The 20,033-nt window shown below is 72.8% G+C and carries 17 protein-coding genes; 5 read left to right on the forward strand and 12 right to left on the reverse strand.

All coding sequences use genetic code 11. The features are described 5' to 3' along the window. Positions 1-459: 459 nt before the first annotated feature. Positions 460-1,971, reverse strand: a complete 1,512-nt coding sequence (locus AB0M16_RS09810; RefSeq protein ID WP_365340713.1) for a DUF4192 domain-containing protein — start codon at positions 1,969-1,971, stop codon at positions 460-462. A 133-nt stretch (positions 1,972-2,104) separates the two neighbouring features. On the opposite strand from AB0M16_RS09810, the gene AB0M16_RS09815 reads away from it, so the two are divergent. Together AB0M16_RS09815 and AB0M16_RS09820 are read left to right on the forward strand one after the other, a co-directional pair. Further along, the gene (locus AB0M16_RS09815; RefSeq protein ID WP_365340715.1) at positions 2,105-4,288 is read left to right on the forward strand and encodes a RecQ family ATP-dependent DNA helicase; all 2,184 of its coding nucleotides are present in this window, start codon (positions 2,105-2,107) and stop codon (positions 4,286-4,288) included. Positions 4,289-4,504: 216 nt separating this feature from the next. Continuing rightward, entirely contained in the window at positions 4,505-5,131 is a 627-nt protein-coding gene (locus tag AB0M16_RS09820; RefSeq protein ID WP_365340717.1) for a hypothetical protein, read from the forward strand. A gap of 303 nt (positions 5,132-5,434) precedes the next feature. Here the strand turns inward: AB0M16_RS09820 and AB0M16_RS09825 are convergent, their stop codons facing one another. The 3 genes from AB0M16_RS09825 to AB0M16_RS09835 all read right to left on the reverse strand — a co-directional run bounded on the left by AB0M16_RS09825 (position 5,435) and on the right by AB0M16_RS09835 (position 7,670). Beyond that, positions 5,435-6,064, reverse strand: a complete 630-nt coding sequence (locus AB0M16_RS09825; RefSeq protein WP_365340719.1) for a hypothetical protein — start codon at positions 6,062-6,064, stop codon at positions 5,435-5,437. Between the two features lie 131 nt (positions 6,065-6,195). Further along, positions 6,196-6,900, reverse strand: a complete 705-nt coding sequence (locus tag AB0M16_RS09830; protein WP_365340721.1) for a ribonuclease HII — start codon at positions 6,898-6,900, stop codon at positions 6,196-6,198. Positions 6,901-7,052: 152 nt separating this feature from the next. After that, positions 7,053-7,670 (reverse strand): TetR/AcrR family transcriptional regulator, encoded by a 618-nt coding sequence (locus AB0M16_RS09835; protein WP_365340723.1) that lies wholly within the window; start codon positions 7,668-7,670, stop codon positions 7,053-7,055. Between the two features lie 134 nt (positions 7,671-7,804). Between AB0M16_RS09835 and AB0M16_RS09840 the strand changes: the two genes are divergently transcribed. Next, entirely contained in the window at positions 7,805-9,358 is a 1,554-nt protein-coding gene (locus tag AB0M16_RS09840) for an MFS transporter (protein ID WP_365340725.1), read from the forward strand. A 77-nt stretch (positions 9,359-9,435) separates the two neighbouring features. On the opposite strand, the gene AB0M16_RS09845 is transcribed toward AB0M16_RS09840, so the two are convergent. The 4 genes from AB0M16_RS09845 to abc-f form a co-directional block, all read right to left on the reverse strand. Further along, positions 9,436-11,322, reverse strand: a complete 1,887-nt coding sequence (locus AB0M16_RS09845; RefSeq protein ID WP_365340727.1) for a DUF4173 domain-containing protein — start codon at positions 11,320-11,322, stop codon at positions 9,436-9,438. A 221-nt stretch (positions 11,323-11,543) separates the two neighbouring features. Then, positions 11,544-12,455 carry an ADP-ribosylglycohydrolase family protein gene (locus tag AB0M16_RS09850; protein ID WP_365340729.1) on the reverse strand — a complete coding sequence of 304 codons (912 nt, stop codon included), beginning with the start codon at positions 12,453-12,455 and terminating at the stop codon, positions 11,544-11,546. 12 nt (positions 12,456-12,467) lie between these two features. Continuing rightward, entirely contained in the window at positions 12,468-13,127 is a 660-nt protein-coding gene (locus AB0M16_RS09855; RefSeq protein ID WP_365340731.1) for a phosphoglycerate mutase family protein, read from the reverse strand. 33 nt (positions 13,128-13,160) lie between these two features. Beyond that, positions 13,161-14,771, reverse strand: coding sequence for a ribosomal protection-like ABC-F family protein (gene abc-f, locus AB0M16_RS09860; protein WP_365340733.1), 1,611 nt, complete (start codon positions 14,769-14,771; stop codon positions 13,161-13,163). 104 nt (positions 14,772-14,875) lie between these two features. On the opposite strand from abc-f, the gene AB0M16_RS09865 reads away from it, so the two are divergent. Then, on the forward strand, positions 14,876-15,559 hold the full coding sequence (locus tag AB0M16_RS09865; protein ID WP_365340735.1) for a TetR/AcrR family transcriptional regulator C-terminal ligand-binding domain-containing protein: 684 nt from the start codon (positions 14,876-14,878) through the stop codon (positions 15,557-15,559). A gap of 93 nt (positions 15,560-15,652) precedes the next feature. On the opposite strand, the gene AB0M16_RS09870 is transcribed toward AB0M16_RS09865, so the two are convergent. Beyond that, on the reverse strand, positions 15,653-16,258 hold the full coding sequence (locus tag AB0M16_RS09870) for a YdbC family protein (RefSeq protein ID WP_365340737.1): 606 nt from the start codon (positions 16,256-16,258) through the stop codon (positions 15,653-15,655). A 32-nt stretch (positions 16,259-16,290) separates the two neighbouring features. Then, entirely contained in the window at positions 16,291-17,109 is an 819-nt protein-coding gene (locus AB0M16_RS09875; RefSeq protein ID WP_365340739.1) for an arylamine N-acetyltransferase, read from the reverse strand. An 87-nt stretch (positions 17,110-17,196) separates the two neighbouring features. On the opposite strand from AB0M16_RS09875, the gene AB0M16_RS09880 reads away from it, so the two are divergent. Then, positions 17,197-17,727 (forward strand): TerD family protein, encoded by a 531-nt coding sequence (locus AB0M16_RS09880; protein WP_365340741.1) that lies wholly within the window; start codon positions 17,197-17,199, stop codon positions 17,725-17,727. 162 nt (positions 17,728-17,889) lie between these two features. On the opposite strand, the gene AB0M16_RS09885 is transcribed toward AB0M16_RS09880, so the two are convergent. Further along, complete coding sequence (locus AB0M16_RS09885) at positions 17,890-18,576, reverse strand: DUF6215 domain-containing protein (RefSeq protein WP_365340743.1); 687 nt, start codon at positions 18,574-18,576, stop codon at positions 17,890-17,892. 172 nt (positions 18,577-18,748) lie between these two features. Then, the gene (locus AB0M16_RS09890; RefSeq protein WP_365340745.1) at positions 18,749-19,693 is read right to left on the reverse strand and encodes a hypothetical protein; all 945 of its coding nucleotides are present in this window, start codon (positions 19,691-19,693) and stop codon (positions 18,749-18,751) included. Positions 19,694-20,033 lie beyond the last annotated feature (340 nt).

Genomic DNA, 20,033 nt, shown 5'->3' on the forward strand with positions numbered 1-20,033 from the left:
TGTCCGGGGGCCTGGGCGGGGCTGGGGGCCATGACGGAAGTGCGGCGCTCTCTGTGCGGTCCGGGCGACTCGGCCGGCCCCGTGGGTGACCGCTGTCGGGACCGCGCGTGCGGCTCCGGCGGTCCGCGGGTCCGTCCGTGGATCGGCGGCACGGCCCCTGCGGGACCGCCACAGACCTGAACGCGCCCATGGGCCGCGGGGTCACGGCCGGTGATGCCCCTGACCGCCGGGTCCCGCCCGTCCCGAGCATGATCGGGCCCGAGGGCGGAGGAGGCGCTTTCACGTCGACGGTCTCCCGACCCGCTCGCCGCTCCTCGCCACGGCCCGCCGAGGCGGAACCCGGCGCGACCGTGCGAGGGCTCCCGGAGTTCCCGAGGCGGACCGCGCGAGGGCTCCCGGATTTCCCGAGGCGGATATCGCGCGGGCAGGGCAGCGTGCCCGGCGCGGCGTCGGCGCTCCTCATTCCCCGCTCCTCGCGCCACGCCGCCGCGTCCGCGTCCGCGTCCGTGTCGGGCGGACCGCTCCGGTCCTCGGCGGCCTGGGTTCCTCGTCGCGGCGTCGGGTGGCCGCCGCCCGTGCGGGCCCCCGGCCCGCGCCGTTGGCGCGCCGGCCGGCCTGGCGGGTGGTACGGCGGGCCGCCTGGCGGGCCTGCTGTCGCGCGCGGGTGGGACCGTCGGGAACGCGGGCGAGGTCTGGTCCGTCGGCCGTCGGGCCCGGAGCGTGGGCCCCCTGCCCCGGTGCGGTCTCGGCCGCGCCGCGTGCGTCCCTTTCCTTGCGCAGACAGTCGCGCAACGACTCCGGGTCCAGCCCCTCGTTGCACGCCTGGTGGAGCAGTCGGGCGAAGAGGTACTCGGGGTCGGCCTCCAGGGCGAGACCGAGGGCGACACGGGCGGAGGGTTCGTCGCCGGTGGACCAGGCGACCCAGCCGGCGAGCGTCAGCGGGGCCGCCGCGTACTCCTCGTACGGGGCGACGCAGCGGCGGGACAGGGCTCGCCAGAGCCGTAGTGCCGGGAGGGCCTCCGGGCCTTCCATCCATTCGGCGGCCCGGTCGCGGGTGTCGCGGTCCTGCAGGCCGAGGATGACCGTGGCGGCCTCGTCGGGTGTGAGGAGTTCGTCGTCGCGGGCGTCGGCCGTCGCGGTGCCCGTCGCCGCTCCGCCGGCGAGGAGCGGAAGACCGGCCGGAATCGCGCTCCTCGCCGCCTCGGCGTCCGTCGCCGGGCACTCCGGCGGTCGTGAGAAGCGGTCGATGAGGCTGCGGACGACGGCCAGGGTGGTCTCGCGGGTCTCCTGCCGTCCCAGGCCGCTCGCCGGCGTGTCGAGGAGGCGGGGCACGATGACCGTCGCGGCTTCGTTCAGGGCGGCGCGCTGCACCGCGTCGCCGTCCGTTCCCCGCGGCTTCAGCCGGGCCTCCATGTCCTTGAGCGTGCCCCGCACCTGGATGCCGGCGTAGGCGGCGGAGGCCGCCATCACCGACGTACCGGAGAGGGCCAGTGGTGTGCCGTCGGGCGGGCAGCAGCGGGTGTCGGGGCAGCAGTAGGAGAAATAGAGACCGTCGGAGATGCAGAGGGCTTCGAGGACGGGGACGTCGAGCGCGCCGCAGGCGGTGCGCAGGCGTTGGGCGAGGGGGCGCAGGCGCTCCGTCACCCGTCGGCCTGTCTCGCCCGGCGCGGGTTCCTGGCAGAGGAAGGCGACGATGGCATCGGGTCGGTCGCCGCGGCGGCCGCAGCCCTCGACGAGGCATTCGGCCAGGTAGTCGGCGGTGGCGGACCATTCGCGCGGAGAGCGGGGGATGCCGACCCTGACCCGGCCGCCGAATCGTCCGCGCTCGCCGTGCAGCGCGACGAGGACGACGGAGTCGCTGGGATGGAAGCCGAGCATGAACGGCAGCGCGTCGGCCAGCTCGGCCGGTCCGCGCAGGGTGATCTGCCGGCTCGTGGACAGTCCGTGTGATTCGTGGTGGTTCGCGTTCATGGTCACGACGGTCCCGCGACCACCGCCGATCGCGAAACCCCTGTGGATAACTCCGGGCAGGAGGTCGCGGAAGTTGTCCACAGGCTTGGCGGCCCGTTCGCGCATTGTCGGACCGATCAGGTTGCATGGGGGCATGACCAACGCAGACCGCCCCGAGGACCGCGCAGCCCTGCGCGCGGCCGCCGACGCCGTGCTCGCCCGTCTCGTCTCGGACCCGACGGGTGCCGCGAGACTGCGCGAGGACCAGTGGCGCGCCATCGAGGCGCTGGTCGCGGACAGACGCCGGGCGCTGGTCGTGCAGCGGACCGGCTGGGGCAAGTCGGCGGTGTACTTCGTCGCGACCTCGCTGCTGCGCGAGCGTGGCGCGGGCCCGACGGTCATCGTCTCACCGCTGCTCGCGCTGATGCGCAATCAGGTGGACGCGGCCGCGCGCGCGGGCATCCGCGCGCGCACGATCAACTCGTCGAACACCGAGGAGTGGGACACCGTCCAGGAGGAGGTGGCGGCCGGCGAGGTCGACGTGCTGCTCGTCAGTCCCGAACGGCTCAACAACCCCGACTTCCGCGATCAGGTGCTGCCCCGCCTCGCGGCGGCGACGGGTCTGCTCGTCGTCGACGAGGCGCACTGCATCTCCGACTGGGGGCACGACTTCCGGCCCGACTACCGGCGACTGCGCACGATGCTCGCGGACCTGCCGAGCGGGGTGCCGGTGCTCGCGACGACGGCCACGGCCAATGCCCGGGTGACCGCGGACGTCGCCGAACAGTTGGGGACCGGCACGGACACGGACGCGCTGGTGCTGCGCGGGCCGCTGGACCGCGAGAGCCTCAGCCTGGGCGTGGTGCGGCTGCCGGACGCGGCCCACCGGCTCGCCTGGCTGGCGGACCACCTGGGCGAGCTGCCCGGCTCCGGGATCGTCTACACGCTGACGGTGGCGGCGGCCGAGGAGGTGACGGCCCATCTGCGCCAGTGCGGGTACACGGTCGCCTCGTACACGGGCCGGACGGAGAACGCCGACCGGCAGCAGGCCGAGGACGATCTGCTGGCCAACCGGGTCAAGGCGCTCGTGGCGACCTCGGCGCTCGGCATGGGCTTCGACAAGCCCGACCTGGGCTTCGTCGTGCACCTCGGGTCCCCCTCCTCCCCCATCGCCTACTACCAGCAGGTGGGCCGGGCCGGGCGCGGTGTGGAGCACGCGGAGGTGCTCCTGCTGCCCGGCAAGGAGGACGAGGCGATCTGGCAGTACTTCGCGTCGGTGGCCTTCCCGCCGGAGGAGCAGGTGCGGCGCACCCTGGACGTCCTCGCCCAGGCGGGCCGCCCACTGTCGCTGCCCGCCCTCGAACCCCTGGTCGAACTGCGCAGGACGCGGCTGGAGACGATGCTGAAGGTCCTCGACGTGGACGGGGCCGTCAAGCGGGTCAAGGGCGGCTGGGAGAGCACCGGCCGGCCGTGGGTCTACGACACGGAGCGGTACGCATGGGTGGCCCGGCAGCGGGAGGCCGAGCAGCAGGCCATGCGGGAGTACGCGGCGACGGACGGCTGCCGGATGGAGTTCCTGCGCCGTCAGCTGGACGACGAGGCCGCGGCCCCCTGCGGCCGGTGCGACAACTGCGCGGGCGTCAGGTTCGACCCGAAGGTCTCGGACGCGGCGCTCGACACCGCCCGCGGCGAGCTGGGCCGGGCGGGCGTGGAGGTGGAGCCGCGCAAGATGTGGCCGACCGGACTCGCCGCCGTGGGCGTGGATCTGAAAGGGCGTATCCCGGCCGCCGAGCAGGCCTACGCGGGTCGTGCGCTGGGACGGCTCTCGGACATCGGCTGGGGCAATCGCCTGCGCCCGATGCTCGCCGACTCCGCTCCGGACGGCGAGGTGCCGGACGACGTCGTCCAGGCGGTGGTGCGGGTGCTCGCCGACTGGGCGAAGGGGCCGGGGGGGTGGGCCTCGGGCGCGGCCGGTGCCCCGCCCCGGCCGGCCGGTGTGGTGACGGTCGCCTCGTACGGCAAGCCGCGGCTCGTGGGCTCGCTCGGCCACCGGATCGCCGAGATCGGGCGGATGCCGCTGCTCGGTTCGGTGGAGTACGCGCCGGAGGCGGCGGACCTGCGGATCTCCCGGACGAACAGCGCGCAGCGGGTGGTCGGGCTGCAGCGGGCCCTGGTCGTCCCCGAGGCGCTGACGGAGCGTCTGGCCTCGGCGGGAGGCCCGGTCCTGCTGGTGGACGATCTCGCGGACAGCGGCTGGACGTTGGCAGTGGCGGCGAGGCTGCTGCGAAGGGCGGGAGCTGAGGGAGTGTTTCCGCTGGTACTCGCCGTCCAAGCGTGAAACGGCGAGTGAACAACAGGTAACTGGGCAGGGATATGAGAGTCATACCGGTTGATTCCAGTCAGCGGCCTCAATTGCTCGTTGCCGCCTGCGCACGGGCCAGGAAGAATTGGGAATCCGCCCCGCACGGCCCGAACGCGGTCCGGTTGGACCATGCCGTGGTGCGCCCTCACTCGACCCTGCCCGCGGAGCGGGCGCGTCTCCGAAGGGAGGATCGTGACCCTCGGATTCGCTCCGTCCTCAGCCGCTCCTGCCGCATCGTCGTCCGGGTCGGCCAGCCGCCTCGCTCGGATGCTCGAACCGGCCGAGTGGGCCGCGGCCGGGATCCCGCTGCTGCGCAGTCCGCGTGAAGTCGTCAGCGGCCTGCACTCCCGTCACATGCCCACGCCCTCGATGGCGGTGGTCGCCGTTCTCGACCATGAGGAACGGCTCATCGCCAGCGCCTCCTTCACCCGTCGGCCGACGCCGGCGGACGGCTGGGAGTTCCGCAACGCGCTCCTCGCCCACCTGCGCCGGGTCATCCCGCACGACCTGCGTCGGCGAGTGCCCGTACGTACGGCCGTCCTGCTCTACTGCCGCGAGGGCGACGAGCGCTGGACCGAGGAGGACGGGGCCTGGATGTGGGGGTTGCGGGACGCCTGCACGCTCCACGGGCTGCGCTGCGGCGCGTACATCACGCTGACCGGAGGCGGCTGGCAGGTGCTCGGTGAGGGCCGGGGCGGGCGCAGCCCCAGTTCCGACTCGCCTCCGACACCCCTGGGCGAGGACTCCGCCCTCGACCGGCTGGTGCCGCGGATCGCGAGCGGGGCGCCCGAGCCCCTGCGCCGGGCCGCCGCCCGCTGAGCGGACGTCGGCCAGGGGAAGCGCGGACCGCTCGACGGGCGACGCGGCCACGGGAAGCACGAAGCGACGGACGTGGCCGCCGGCTCATGATCCGGACCGCGGCGACCGCCTGGGGGCAGTCGACCCGCGCGCCGGCACGGACCTACGGGCCCGAGACGACGGCCGCCTTACGGGGCGACCCGTCGCCGTCGTCCCGAGCGCTCGCCTGAAGCGATCCGCCAGGGCGAAGCGCCCGGAGCGGCCGCCCTCCGCGCGCGTCCGCCCGGCCACCCGCTCGGGCGGCCGGGGCGTGGACGGGCGAGGTCAGACGCCGGCGCCGAGCCCGGCGTCGGCGTGCTTCGGGTCGCCGCAGACGATCAGCAGGGCGGTCGCCCGCGCGATCGCCTCGGGCAGTCGGCGCGCGACGTCCTCGTCGGAGCCGCCGTTGATCGCGACGACCACCACGGGTCGGTCGGCGGCCCGGGACAAGGTGGCGGCGTCCGCGAAGAACACGTCCTCGCGGGCGTCGTGCTGCGCCCAGTAGGCGGCCTCGCCGAAGGACAGCTCGTGCGCCGCCCACGGGTGCTGCTCACCGGTGGTGAGCACGAGGACGTCGCCGGGGGCGCGGCCGGACTCCAGGAGCAGGTCGACTGCCTCCTCGGCGGCGTCGATCGCACCGTCGGCGGGGGCGGGGATCAGCTGGATCTGCGGTCCGGTCCGCTCGTCGGAACGATTCTCCGCGCGATCGGCGGGGGCCGGTCCGGCAGCGGGCGGGCGCGGCACCGGCGGTGCGGGCCTGGCCGGACCGGGGCCCGGACGCCCGGGACGCGGAGAGGCCGCGGAACGCGGGCCGGGTACGGGTCGAGGGGTCGGCACGGGGCGGCCGGCGGCCGCGGTCGCGCGGGGACCCTGGGCACTCTCGTGAATCTGAGGCTCCTCGGGGATGAGAGGCATGAGTGGATGTCTATCAAACGCCGTCGCGCGGGGCTCCGGCGGGTGGGCACACACAGGTGTGCCCCGGCTGCTGAAAGGGGCTCTGCCGAAAGGTTCCCAAGGGGATCCCCGGAGAATCCAGGAGCCGGAAGTCAGAAGTCGAAGCCGAGTTGGCCCCCGCTTTCCAGTGCGGCCGCCTCGGCGGAGATGCGGATCTTCTTCAGATGCCGCCAGCGGGGCATCGCGTCGAGATACGCCCAGGAGAGCCGGTGGTGGGGAGTGGGCCCCAGCTCTTCGAGCGCCGCCTTGTGGACCGGCGAAGGGTAGCCCGCGTTGGCCGCGAAGCCGTACGCGGCGTACGCCTCGGCCTCCAGCTCGGCCATCAGGGTGTCGCGCCGGACCTTGGCGAGCACGGAGGCGGCGGCGACGGCGACACAGGACTGGTCGCCCTTGATCACCGTACGGACCCGCCAGGGGCTGCCCAGGTAGTCGTGCTTGCCGTCGAGGATCACGGCGTCGGGGCGGACCGGCAGGCCCTCCAGGGCGCGGATCGCGGCCAGTCGCAGCGCGGCGGTCATGCCGAGCTCGTCTATCTCGGCGGGCGAGGCGTCGCCCAACGCGTACGCCGTGACCCACTGCTCCAGTTCCGCGGCGAGCACCGTGCGCCGCTTCGGCGTGATCAGCTTGGAGTCGGTGAGCCCGACGGGCGGGCGGCGCAGGCCGGTGACGGCGGCGCACACCGTGACGGGACCGGCCCATGCCCCGCGTCCGACCTCGTCGATCCCGGCGATGATCTTGGCGCCGGTGGTGGCTCGGATCGAGCGCTCGACACTGTGGGTGGGTGGTTCGTACGGCATGGCGCCCTCAGGTTACGCCGCCTGGCGCCTCCCTCGGTACCCGGATTCCACGTGATGATCCACTCCAGGCCGAAACGCCCTCCGTTCGCGCTCCTCCCGGCCACCTGCCCGGCCGCGCGACCCGCCCGCCGCGCGACCCGCCGGACCGCCCGCTAGCGCCGCAACAGGGGCACCATCACCAGGTCGATCATCTCGGCGATCTCGGCGTCGGTCCATTCGCTGCCGCACACCTTGGCCCGGTACATCATCATCGCCGGGACCACGTCGTAGACCGCCTCGTGAGCCGCGTCCTCGCGCACCTCACCCCTGGCGATGCCGCGCTCCACCACGGCGCGCAGCAGCCGCTGGGAGGGCTCGATCACCCCGCTGAGGATCAGCTCCTGGAAGCGTTCGGCGGACTCGCTGTCGCATTCGTGAAGGACGGCCCGCAGGGCGTAGCCGGGCTTCGAGTACATCGCCGCCCGCACCCGGCGGCACAGCTCGTACAGGTCCTCGCGCACACCGCCGTGGTCCGGCGTCTCGTCGAGGTCGGGGAGCCCCGTTCTGAGCGCGTCCGCGACCAGGTCTTCCTTCGACGGCCACCGGCGGTACACGGCGGCCTTGCCGGTCTGTGCGCCGACCGCGACACCCTCCATGGTCAGGCCGTTCCAGCCGACGGTGCCGAGCTGCTCCAGAGCGGCTTCCAGAATGGCGCGTTCCAGTACCGGCCCACGCCGTCGCGGCGTCGCCCCGCGTGGCCGAGCGGCGGCCTCGGAGTGCGAAGTACCCATCAGAACCTCTCTGTTGATACCGATCGGATCGCCCGGCAGTGCTCAGTGAACGGTTGCGTTCCTTGAGGGGGAGTCACTACCGTGGGCGACAGTGAACGAGTGCGTTCACTAAATTCTTCCGTGGGGGATGCACAGTGACAACATCGCCGGTGGACACCCAGACCGATCCAGGCACCGCCCGGTACCCGAATCGGCCGGGAATCGCCCTCGCCGTCATCGCCGCCTGCCAGTTGATGGTCGTTCTTGACGCCACGATCGTGAACATCGCGCTTCCGCACATCCAGGAGGCGCTCTCCTTCTCGACCACCGACCTGTCCTGGGTGCTCAGCGCGTACACCCTCACCTTCGGCGGTCTGCTGCTGCTCGGCGGGCGGGCGGGCGACATCCTCGGGCGCCGCCGGGTGTTCCTGACCGGCATCCTGCTCTTCACCGCCGCCTCCCTGCTGGGCGGATTCGCGCAGGAGCCGTGGCAACTCCTCGCCGCGCGCGCCCTCCAGGGCGCCGGCGGCGCGATAGCCTCGCCCACCTCGCTCGCCCTGATCACCACGACGTTCCCCGAAGGCCCCGAGCGCAACCGCGCGTTCGGCGTCTTCGCGGCGGTCTCCGCAGGTGGCGGCGCGATCGGCCTGCTCGCGGGCGGCATGCTCACCGAGTGGCTCGACTGGCGCTGGGTGCTCTTCGTGAACGTCCCGATCGGCCTGGTCATCGCCTTCCTGACGCCCCGTTTCATCAGCGAGTCCGAGCGCCACCCGGGCCGCTTCGACCTCGCCGGCGCGCTGACCTCCACCCTCGGCATGGCCGCCCTGGTCTACGGGTTCATCCGCGCCTCGGAAGAGGGCTGGAAGGACTCGCTGACCATCGGGTCGTTCATCGCCGCGGTGATCCTGCTCGCGGCCTTCGCCGTCGTCGAGTCGCGGGCGCGCGAACCCATCACGCCGCTGCGGATGTTCGCCGACCGCAACCGCTCGGGCACGTACGTGATCATGCTCAGCCTGGCCGCCGCCATGTTCGGCATGTTCTTCTTCATCGTCCTGTTCGTGCAGAACGTGCTCGGCTACACCCCGATCCGCGCCGGCCTCGCCTTCCTGCCGGTCACGCTCGCCATCGGTGTGGGTGCCGGACTCGCCCAGCGACTGCTGCCCGTTCTCGGCCCGAAGCCGTTCATGGTGACCGGGGCGGCGCTCAGCGGCACCGGCCTGTTCTGGCTGACCTTCATCGAGCCGGACAGCTCCTATCTGAGCGGCGTTCTCGGCCCGATGGTCACCTTCGGCTTCGGCATGGGCCTCAACTTCGTGACCCTCACGCTGACCGCGGTGTCCGGGGTCGCCCAGCACGAGGCCGGCGCGGCGTCGGGTCTGCTCAACGCCACCCAGCAGGTGGGCGGTTCGCTGGGCCTGTCGATCCTGGTCACCGTCTTCGGCACGGCGAGCAGGAACGAGGGGAAGCAGCAGGTCCCGGACTTCCTCGCCCACGCGACCCCGGAACAGAAGGCGGCGTTCCTCAAGGAGCAGCAGCTGCCGGCGCCCTGGTCCCACGACGTGCTGGCGGCCGGAATCTCCAGCGCGTTCACCGCCGCCGTCGCCATGGCCCTGATCGCGCTGGTCACGGCCGTGACCGTGATCCGGGTCCGCAAGAGCGACCTGGAGGCCCTCAGCGGCAAGGCGGAGGCCGCCGGGCCGGTCGCCTGACGCCGGACACACGCGGACGGTGTGCCTCCCTTCCCGTACGGGGAGGGAGGCACACCGTCCGCTGCGCGAGGGACGGATCAGGGGGCGTACGGGTCGTCGTACGGGTCTGCATCCGGGTCGTACTGCTCGTCGCGGGTGGCGCCGCCGCACGCGGCCGAACGCCTCACGCCGCGCTCGGCCAGGATGTCCCTGGCCCGGGCCTCGGACAGGCTCGTCTCGTACCAGCTCTTCTCCTCGGCGTCCTGGAGCTCGTCCGCGATGTCCCGGAGGGCGCAGGAACGCAGCGGCTCGGGCAGCCGGTCGAGCGCCGGTGCGGCGTCGGCGGAGAGGCCGCGCAGGTAGCGCACGTCGATCTTGTCGAGCCGCTCGTAACGCTCCACGTTCTGCTGCGCGATGACGGCGTCCGGGCGTATCACGCCGAAGGCGAGGACAAAACCGGCGGCGCTCACCGCGAGGGCGCGGGGCAGCATCCGGGCGCCCCAGATCCCCGCGGCCATGATCAGCAGGATCGCTACACCGAGCCAGATCTCCATGGCGGCGACGGAGATCCGCAGCCGGGTGAGCCCGTACGCGTCCACGTACAGGTCCATCCTGCGCAGCGCAGAAGCCACCACGACGAGGGTGAGGACGCACAGGGTGCCGAGCACGCCGCGGACCAGCCGCCGGTCGCCGGCGCCGTTCCGCGGTGCCCAGCGCAGGGCCAGACCGATCACGCCGAGGGTGAGCAGGGTGGCCCAGAGCAGCTGCCAGAAGCCCTGGCGCGCGTACTCGGAGTAGGTGAGCCCGGTCTCGCGCAGGACCTTGTCGTAGCCGCCGAAGAGCACGGCGAGCTGGATCGCGTTGAAGGCCGCGAAGAGCAGGTTCAGGACGATCAGCGGGAGCGCCCACTCGAACCGGCCGCGGGCCCGGCCGGGGCTGAAGGTCAGCCGGTCCCAGCGCAGCGGGGCCGCGCCGGTGCGGGCGACGGCGAGGGCACCGAACAGGCCGAGGATGAAGCAGAGGATCCGCCAGGGCGCCTGTACCAGCGAGATGTCCGGCATGAGCGAACCGAGCAGATCGGCGAAGGCGGCGTCCGCCCCGGCGAACAGCGCGCCGAAGACGACCAGCAGGCCGAGGGCGATCAGGACGGTGCGCAGCACCGGCACCAAGCGGCCCTGTGAACCGCTCGCGCGCTCACGCGCGCCGCGCCACGTCCACACCATGCCGGTGCCCACGGAGTCGAACAGGCCGACCGGTCCGAGCAGCATGCTCGGCCAGCCGCGGCCGCCGTGCAGGGCGAAGCCGGTGAGCCCCAGGGCGGCGACGATCGCGAGGAACGTCGGCCAGCCCGCGTCGCTCAGCGCGGGTACGACGAGCAGGGCCGCGCCGCCGATGGCCCAGACCAGCGTCCAGGGGCGCAGCCGGCGGCCGGCCGCGCGGGCGGCGAAGGCCCCGGCCAGGGTCGCGGGCACGGCTACGAGCAGCAGGTTCACGCCGGCGCCGGCACCGAGGAAGAGCGACGCGAACAGCGCGGTGGCCAGGATCGCCCACAGCGTGGCGACGGTCGGGCGAGCCGGCTCGGCGGGCCGCAGCTTGCTGGGCGCCGGCTTCCGCGGCGGCCCCCAGGCCTGGTAGGGCGGATAGGCCCCCGGCCCGTACGGGCCGGGCACCGGCCCACCGGGTCCGGGCCGGCCACCGACGGCGCCAACGGGACCGGCCGGTACGGCGGCGGTCGGCACGGCGCCGCCGTACGCGGCGGTCGGCTGTCCGGCACCGGTCGGCGCCGCGGTGGGAGCCGCGGCCACGGCCGGAGGCTGCTGCGACGGTGCGGCCTTCTCGCTCGTGGTGCCGGAGGCCTGCTCGCTCGTGGAGCTGCCCGCGGCGTCGCTCGCCGTGGCCTTGGGCTCGACGCCGTCCGTCGGCGGCGGGCTGTCCTTTGGCGGCGGGCTGTCCTTCGGCGGCTCTGCGGATGGTGTGTCGGTCACGGGACCCCCTCCCGGCCCGGTCCGCGCGGCCTTACGGCCGAAGGCGGCGGTTCCGGGTGTCTCGTCGGCACGCTGTTGTCATGATCAGCGCTGCGGAGTGGCCGACTCTAACCGCGGTACGCCCGGGTGAACCGGCCCGGTCGCAGCTGTGGCAGGACCGTGACACTCGGCCTGCCCCTGCGACGGACGGACCCCGGGCGCGGACGTCCCCCGGCCGACACCTAGGAGCGGACCCCCTCGGGGACCCAGTCGGGCAGCTCCTCGGTCTGCTCCAGCCACGCGGCCGGCGGGGCGCCCACCGCACCTGCCGCGACGACGCCACCGGCGATGGCGCACGTGGTGTCCACGTCACCGCCCACACCCGCGGTGGTCCAGAACATGCGCTCGTAGTCGCCGAGGGCCCGTGCCGCGGACCAGAGCGCGAACGGCACGGTGTCGTGCGCGCTGGTGCGCCGGCCGCTGCCGAGGACCGCCGCGACCGTCCCGGCGTCGCCGTAGTCGAGCATGTCACGGGCCCGGCGCAGCCCGGCCCCCACCGCGCTGCGCGGCACCAGCGCGACGACTCCGTCGAGCAGTGCCTCCGGCGTGGGCGGCCCTGCCGGGTCGGCGGCGAGCGCGGCAGCGGCGGCGACGGCCATCGCGCCGACGACGGCCTCGCGGTGCTGGTGGGTGGTGTACGCGGAGATCTCGGCCTGGTGGGTCGCCTGTTCGGGGTCGTCGGCGTACCAGGCGCCGAGGGGCGCGATCCGCATGGCGGCGCCGTTGCCCCACGAGCCCTGCCCGTTGAAGAGCTCGGCCGCGAGCCGCCGCCAGTCCCCGCCCTCCCGGATGAGCCGGAGCATCCGGTTGACGGCGGGGCCGTAGCCGCGGTCGAAGTCGTGGTGGCGGGCGAAGGACTCGGCGAGCGCGTCCTGGTCGATCCGGCCGTGGGAGACGAGCACGGCGAGGACCGAACAGGCCATCTCCGTGTCGTCGGTCCACTGCCAGGGACCGGTGGGCGGCTCGTGCCGCTTCAGCAAGGGGTAGTTGGCGGGGACGAAGTACTGGGAGCCCAGGGCGTCTCCCACGGCCAGCCCGCGCAGGCTGGCCAGGGCGCGGTCGAAGCGCCGGTCGAGAGAGGAGTCAGCGGTCATCGCCCTGCCACTCTATCCGGTGGGGCCGTACGGTTCCGGGGTACGCCAGCGTTCGAAGGGCCGGTCGAGCCGGTACTTCCCGTCCTCACCGAGCAGCAGCATCCGGGTCTCCGCGTTGCCGGGGTTGGACAGGGACTCGAATTCGGCGACCGTCCAGTGGAACCAGCGCATGCAAAACAGGCGCATGGTCAGCCCGTGGGTGACGAGCAGGACGTTGGGCGGGTGGTCGGGTGCCTCGAAGCTCCGGTAGAGGCTCTCCAGGAAGGCCCCGACCCGGTCGTACACGTCTGCCCCCGACTCGCCCTGGGCGAAGCGGTAGAAGAAATGTCCGTACGCGTCCCGGTACGCCTTCTGGAGGCGCACGTCCTCCCGCTCCTGCCAGTTCCCCCAGTCCTGCTCGCGCAGCCGGGGCTCCTCCCTCACGCGGACGCGACGGGGGTCGAGCCGGAAGGCACGGAGTGTCTCGTGCGTGCGGCGGTACGGCGAGACGTAGACGCTGACCTGCTCCTCCCCGAAGAGCTCCCGCAGCCGCTCCCCCGTCTCCTCCGCCTGGCGCCATCCGGTCGCGGTGAGCCGGAGCGCGTGGTCGGGCTCCCGCTCGTACACCGTGTCATCGACATTGCCCTCGGACTCTCCGTGCCGAACGAGAACGATGCGCCGCGGTCGTGCCATGCGACGACCCTAGTCGGCCCTCTGCCGGACGGCTCAGTCGAGAAGGCGTCCGGAGTCCATCCGCCGTATGCGGCCGGTGAACCTGCGGCGCAGCTCCCGGTCGTGGGAGACGACGACCACGGCCCCCTGCCACTGCTCCAGTGCCTGCTCCAGCTCCTCGACCAGTCCGAGGGCCAGGTGGTTGGCCGGCTCGTCGAGGAGCAGCAGGTCGGCGGGCCGGGCGAGCAGGCGGGCGAGCGCGAGCCGGCGGCGCTGCCCGGCGGAGAGGCTCCCCACCGGCACGGTCAGGTCGGCGGGCCGGAACAGTCCGTACGAGAGGAGCAGTTCGGCCTGCTCGTCGTCGGTGAGGGCGAGGCCGTCCCCGAAGGCGGAGAGGACCCGCTGGGCCGGGCGCCCGGCCGGTATCTCCTGGGCGAGGAATCCGATCCGTCCGCGCCGCACCACGCGTCCGGCGTCCGGCTCGACAAGCCCTGTCATGACGCGGAGCAGCGTGGACTTGCCGGCGCCGTTGCCGCCGTGGACGAGCAGCCGCTCGCCCGCGCGGACGGTCAGCTCGTCGACGGCGAGCCGGTCGGCGACCCGTACGCCGTCCAGTGCGATCAGTTCGCCCTCCGCACGTCCCGCGACGGGCCGAGCGGTGAAGGCGAGCGGCTCGGGCGGCTCGGGCACGGCGTCCTCATTCAGCCGGCGCAGGCGTTCCCGGGCGCTGCGCACCCGTCCGGAGACGGAGGCCTGCACCCGGCCCGCGGCGCGGTCGTAGGCCATCTTGTTGTTGTCCTTGATGGCCCGTCCGGCGGCGACACCGAGCGCGGTGGTCCGCCCGTACTCCTCCAGGCGGGCGATCTCGGCGCGCCATTCCTCGTGGGCCTGCTCCCACCGCCGACGGGCGGCGGCCCGCTCGGCACGGAAGCCCGCGTAGCCGTCGCCGTACCGCACGATCGCGCGGCGGTCGGCGTCGACCTCCAGGATCGCGGTGACCACCCGTTCCAGGAAGACCCGGTCGTGGGAAACGGCCACGACCGTGCCTCGGTGGGCGAGGAGGGCGTCCTCCAGCCAGTCGAGGGCCTGGGCGTCGAGGTGGTTGGTCGGCTCGTCGAGGAAGAGCACCTCGGGCGCTGCGGCGAGCGTGCAGGCGATGCCGAGGCGGGCCTGCTCACCGCCGGAGAGGCTGCCGAGCCGTCGCTCACGTCCGATGTGGGCGATCCCCAGTCCGTGCATCGCCTTGTCGACGCGCGCGTCCGCCTCGTATCCGCCGCGCAGCTCGAAGGCCGTGAGCAGCTCCCCGTACTCGTCGAGCGTCCGCTGGCCCGCCGTGCCGAGCTCCGGCTCCAGGGCACGCAGGCGCCGCTCCATGGCGCGCAGCTCGGCGAGGGCGGCGTCGATCGTCTCGGCGACGGTGGCGTGGGCGGGCAGTTCGGGCGTCTGGGCGAGCAGGCGCGCGCCGCCGTCGGCGACGGTGACGAGCTCGCCGGAGTCGGGCGTGTCGAGCCCCGCGAGTATCCGGAGGAGGGTGGACTTGCCCGCGCCGTTCTCTCCCACGATCCCGATCCGCTCGCCGGGGCGCACGGTGAGCGAGACCTGATCGAGCAGCAGCCTTTCGCCGCGGGTCACGGTCACGTCGTGAAGCGAGATCTGCGTGGGCAAGGGGCGCCTCCAGGGCCAAAGAAGCGGGGATCGACTAACGCAACGTTCGTCGCATTACGTGAGAGTGTGGCAGACTCGACCCACTAACGCAACTGGAGTTGTCATTGAATGAGACAGAGCGCGCGTCGAGCGAGGATCGGACCGCTCCCGCCCCCGGCAGCCGGCGCCCCGGAGGCCGTACCGCCCGCACCCGCGCCGCCGTCCGCGACGCCGTCCTGACGGGACTCGCCGAGCACGGCTACCCGGCGCTCACGGTCGAGTACGTGGCGGAGCACTCAGGAGTTCACAAGACGACGCTCTACCGACGCTGGGGCGGAGTCGAGGGCATGGTGGCGGACGCGCTCGCCCTCGCGGGCGAGGACGCCTGGACCGCCCCGGACACCGGGAGTCTCGCCGGCGATCTGCGCGCCCTCGCCCACGAGGTGGCCGACGCCTTCGCCGACCCGGCACAGGCCGCCGCGCCGACGGCCTTCGTGGCCGCCGCGTTCCAGGCCCCACGGGCCGCCGAATCGCTGCGGGCCTTCTACGAGCAGCGCTTCCGGCGCTGCGAGAGCGTGGTCGACCGGGCCGTTGCCCGCGGCGAGGCCCCGGCAGGCACGGATGCGGGTGCGGTGGTGCGCGCGGTCTCCGCGCCCCTCTTCCTCCGCCTCTTCGTCACCCGCGAACCGGTCGACGCCGCCGTCGCGGACCAGGCGGCGCGGACAGTTCTGGCGGCCGTGGAGGCCGGTGCGTTCACCCCGGAGGACGCGGCGTCGACAGCGGAAGCGCCGAACGGCCCGGACGTCTGATCACCGGCCGGGCCCCGGCGAACAGGGCGACGGCGGACGCCCACCGGCGACAGCAGGCGCCGGCAGACGCCGGTCCGAAGGCCGTCTCGCGTCCTACACGGTCCACGTCGGTTCGAGCTGGACCACGTCGCCCGTCATCGCGGCCACGTCCGCCTCGGTCTGAGCCCGCAGGCCGAGGCGCTCCACCCGCTCCACCCGGTACTTGCCGTGCTCCGCCGCCGAGTTCCACATCGACAGGACCAGGAACTCGTGTTCGGGCGCCTCGCCGAACATCCCCCGGAGCATGCCGGGGGACCCGGCCATCGCCGGGTTCCACACCTTCTCCTGCATCAGGGCGAAGTGCTCCACACGCTCCTCGCGCACGCGGCAGTGCGCGACCCGGGCCACGTCGGCGTCGGCGAAGCGCGGCTCGAAGCCCGTCTTCACGTCGAAGCGGTGGTCGAAGAGCTTGACCTGGAGGTTCCGATGCGTCCCCACCTGCGCGGCCGCCAGCCGGTCGTGGGACCGGGCCATGAAGGAGTCGTAGAACGCCCGGCTCTCCCAGAACGCGAAGACGTGGGCGACATCCGGCCGCCGCCGGCTCCATCCCCCACCCTGCCCCCGGAATCCCGGCTCTCCGAGCAGCCCCGCCCACTTCCGCTGCCCCCGCTCGAACCCTCGACGGTCCACCACGGTGCAGCGAATCCACTTGACCAGCACCGCGCCATGGTACGGGGCGGAGCGACGCGCCGTCAGATCTCTCCGGAGTGCACCTGGACGAGACCCGCGGCCTCCTCGTCGTCCAGTTCGATTCCGAAGAGCTCGGCGAGGGTGCCGACCAACTCGTCCGGCCCCACGCGGCGTTCTTCGGGCGCCCGGTCCGTGCGCATCGAGGTCAGACCGTCGCGGACCAGCGCCCTGCGCACCTCGGCGCCGGGCAGGTGGGCCACCACCTGCCCGAGGAAGCGCGAGCGGGGATGGCTGGAGCTGTAGTGGTTCATGAGCTCGAAGTCGACGGGGTACAGCGTGTGCGGGGCGAACGAGTACAGATCGGTCCACCCCTCCGGGCGAAGCGAGCGCAGAACATGGACGCCTTCCGCCTCGATCCCGACCCCGAAGACCCAGCCGTCCTGCTCCACGCGCGTGCCGTCGGCGAGCGGCACCGGTTCCAGCGGCCCCTGCCATCCGAACCCCGCGTCCGCCAGCCACTGTTCGCCGCCGACCGTGACGACGAGCATCGCGTGGGTGATCGGCGTCAGCGCGTCACCCCGCGTCCGGTTCCGGGCACCGCGCCCCGCCACCTGGAAGCCGATCCGTTCCAGGGCGGCGGCCAGCAGGCCGTTCTGTTCGTAGCAGTAGCCGCCGCGCCGCCGGGCGACGAGCTTGGCCTCAAGATCCTTGACACCGAGGGAGACCCGCCGCCCCAGCGCCACGTCCAGGTTCTCGAAGGGGATCGTCGCCACGTGCGCCCGATGCAGGGCGCGCAAGGTGGCCAGATCGGGCGCGGGCGCCCCCGAATACCCGATCCGCGCCAGATATGCGTCCAGATCCAGCTCTTCCCCGCCCCACATACCGCGGCCCCCCTCCTCCGATGACATGTTGATCACATGACACCATGAACGACTCGTCAGGAACTGTGCAGAGAGAGGGGATTCGCGATGAGCGGACTCAACAAGGGGGTCGGCAAGGTCGAGGTGACGCTCAAGTGGGACCCCAGTCCGGCCGGCGCTCCCGCGCACGACCTGGACATCGTCGCGGGGGTCTACACGGAGGACGCCCCCTACGGTCCCCCGGCCTATCTGGTGCACTTCGACAGCCGTTCTCCCGACGGCACCATCACCCTCCATCGCGACAGCCGTACGGGGCAGGGCTTCGGCTACGACGAGGCGATGACCCTGGAGCTGACGCGGCTCGCGACGCGGTACGCGCGCGTGGTGGTGGGAGTCGCCATACAGCAGAGCGGTGGGCGGCTCACCTTCGGCCAGGTGGCCGGCCGCGGCGTCCGGGTCCGCGAGGGCTACACGGACCTCCTGAACGACGACCTCTCCTCAGTGGCGGACGCGACCGCGGCGACGGTCGTCGAGTTCGTCCGCGACGGCGCGGAGGGCTGGACCTTCCGCCCCCTCCCCCACGCCTTCGACACGGATCCCGGTGACTTCGGCGCCGTGATGGGCGAGCGGCGGGTCTGAGCGGAGCGCCGAAGAGGGACCGGCCGACTGCACCGGCCGGTCCCTCCGAGCCGGCCGCCTGTCCAGGCTCGCTTCCCCCGGCGGCACCAGGGCCGCCCGGTCCAGTGCCGCCCACTCCAGGAACCGGTCCCTCCCGACCGCTCCGGGTCGCCCCGCAGTTTCTCAGCGTCCCGCCCAGCCCGGGACCGTCGGCAGCACGCGTTCGGCGATCCGTAGCAGGGCCGCGTCGTCGGGCATCGCCTGGTCGTAGCGCCAGATGATGATCTCGTAGGAACCGCCGCCGTCCTTGGTGTCCTTGGCGACCAGCAGATGGCGGGCGATGCCGCCGGTACGTGTCTCGGCCTTGCCGCCGTCGCCGAGCGGAACGGTGAACGCGAGGGTGCGGTCCGAGTAGAAGACGGCCTGGCGCCCCAGCACCTTCGTCGGCTCCGCCGTGTTCCCCAGGAGCCTTCCCAACTGGGCGACCGGGAACCTGTCGTACGAGACCGCGAGCTTCACCGAGTACGTCGGCAGGGTCACGTTCCCCTCGGGCGAAGGGCTCTTGTCGTCCCCGCCCGTCCACCCGTCGCTGCCCCAGGCCGTGCTCGCCTGCTCCCCGGGCGTGCCGAGCAGCGTCGGCAGGTCCGGGCGGTTGAGCACCTCGCACAGCCGCGTCCCCGACACGTACCGTGCCGGCATGGTCCCGGTCGCCGCCGTGCAGACGGCCGGCCTCTCCGCGGCGGCACTCTGCGGCGAGGTCTTCGCCATGTACCAGAAGCTCCCGGCCAACAGGCCTCCGAGGATCAGCGCGGTCGCCACCTGAGCGCCCACATTCGGGCTGTCGGCCGCCCCGGCCCCGTCACCTGCCATGTTTCCCCCTGCTGTCCGCACTTGTCGTGCGTCGCAGAGCCTAACCGGTGATCGTTTCAAGCCGAACCGTGTGGTTCGCGCACACGAGAAAGGGTGCCGGCTCGTGGCCGGCACCCTTCCTCACACGTCGTTCAGGACCGTACTGGCAGAGATCACTTGGTCCTGACGTGCGCTATTCCTCGGCATCCGGCTCTCGATGGGGGAACGCACGCAGCCTCAGCTGTGGCGCCCTGTGATCGGCGAGCCACCGCATCCGGTGGTCATCCGCCTCGAAGCCGGCGCGCGCGGTCCGGGTCCACTCTTCTCGGTCGAGGATTTCGAGGTACGCCACCCGCAGTGTTCGCTGCTGAGCCATGGTGCACCCCGCGGCCTGGGGAGGCTGCGTAGTCAGGTGCTGAGCGAGCAATGCGACCGTGAAGTAGCGCTCGATGGTCGGGCTGAGGGAACCCACATGGCGAGCATGAGCTTCCAGAACCACTCCCGAATGGGGGTAGTCAGCGAGGGTGAGACCCATCCCCCCGCAGTCGCTCATCAGATGGAGCAGCCGACCGACGTGGTCGACCATCTCGCTGTCAGTGTCGAGGGCTGCGAGCGCATCATGGAGCCTGGCGACCGTGGCGACCTTGCCGGCGAAGTATCCGTTGAGGAAGTCTCCGTCGCACGCCCTCCGAAGCAGCCATGGTCGAGCAGCTGGGTCGTCGAGTCTGCAGAGAGCTTCAACGACATGGACGCGCCCCCAGCCGGTGACTCGCTCCGCAAGCCAGAGCAGGGCTTCGACTCCTCCGGGCTGACTCTCGAAAGCGTGCGCCGCCAGTGGCCCGAAGCGGTCGGACAGCAGCCCGATCGTTTGAATCAACGGGATGTCGTCAGCCGTTCCCACAGCGGCGACCAGGGCCAGCCCAACGGTGACCGAGCATCGATCGGTCCCGTGTCGGACCAGCCAGCGACCCGCTCGACGAACGCGTTCTCGGTCCGCCCGCTGAGCCGCCGCGGCGATGTGCTCGTTGTGGTGGATCGGGATGTGGACGTCGTGGAAGGCATCGGCCAATTCACTGGGCAGGGCAGAGGCCCGTGCGAAATGCGCATCCAGGATGAGCGCCGCGTCCTTGCCGGCCAAGTGCCGGTCCTCAGGTGCGCGCGGGCGTTTGCGATGCCGGTGCAGACCGTCGTCGGGGTACGGCTCCCCGTCGCGATGCATGTCATGTCAGCGCCACTGCCAGCCGCTGTCCGCACCCGCCACGGGGGCGGCTGTCCGGGGAGTCGCCACCGTGCGCCCACGTGAGTGGTTCTCGCGTCTTCAGCGCGATGCGCGTCCTCCGAACGCCGTCGTGGTGCACCGACTGCAGGAGGGAGGTGCGTCGGCCCGACGACGAGGCTGTGGCCGCCGGGCAGGGCGGCGAGGTCACCGGAGGTGAGCCGGCTGCCGATGGAGAAGCCGGAGCGCTGCTCGGGGCTGC

It is taken from the genome of Streptomyces sp. NPDC051921, from assembly GCF_040680975.1.
Lineage (GTDB): Bacteria > Actinomycetota > Actinomycetes > Streptomycetales > Streptomycetaceae > Streptomyces.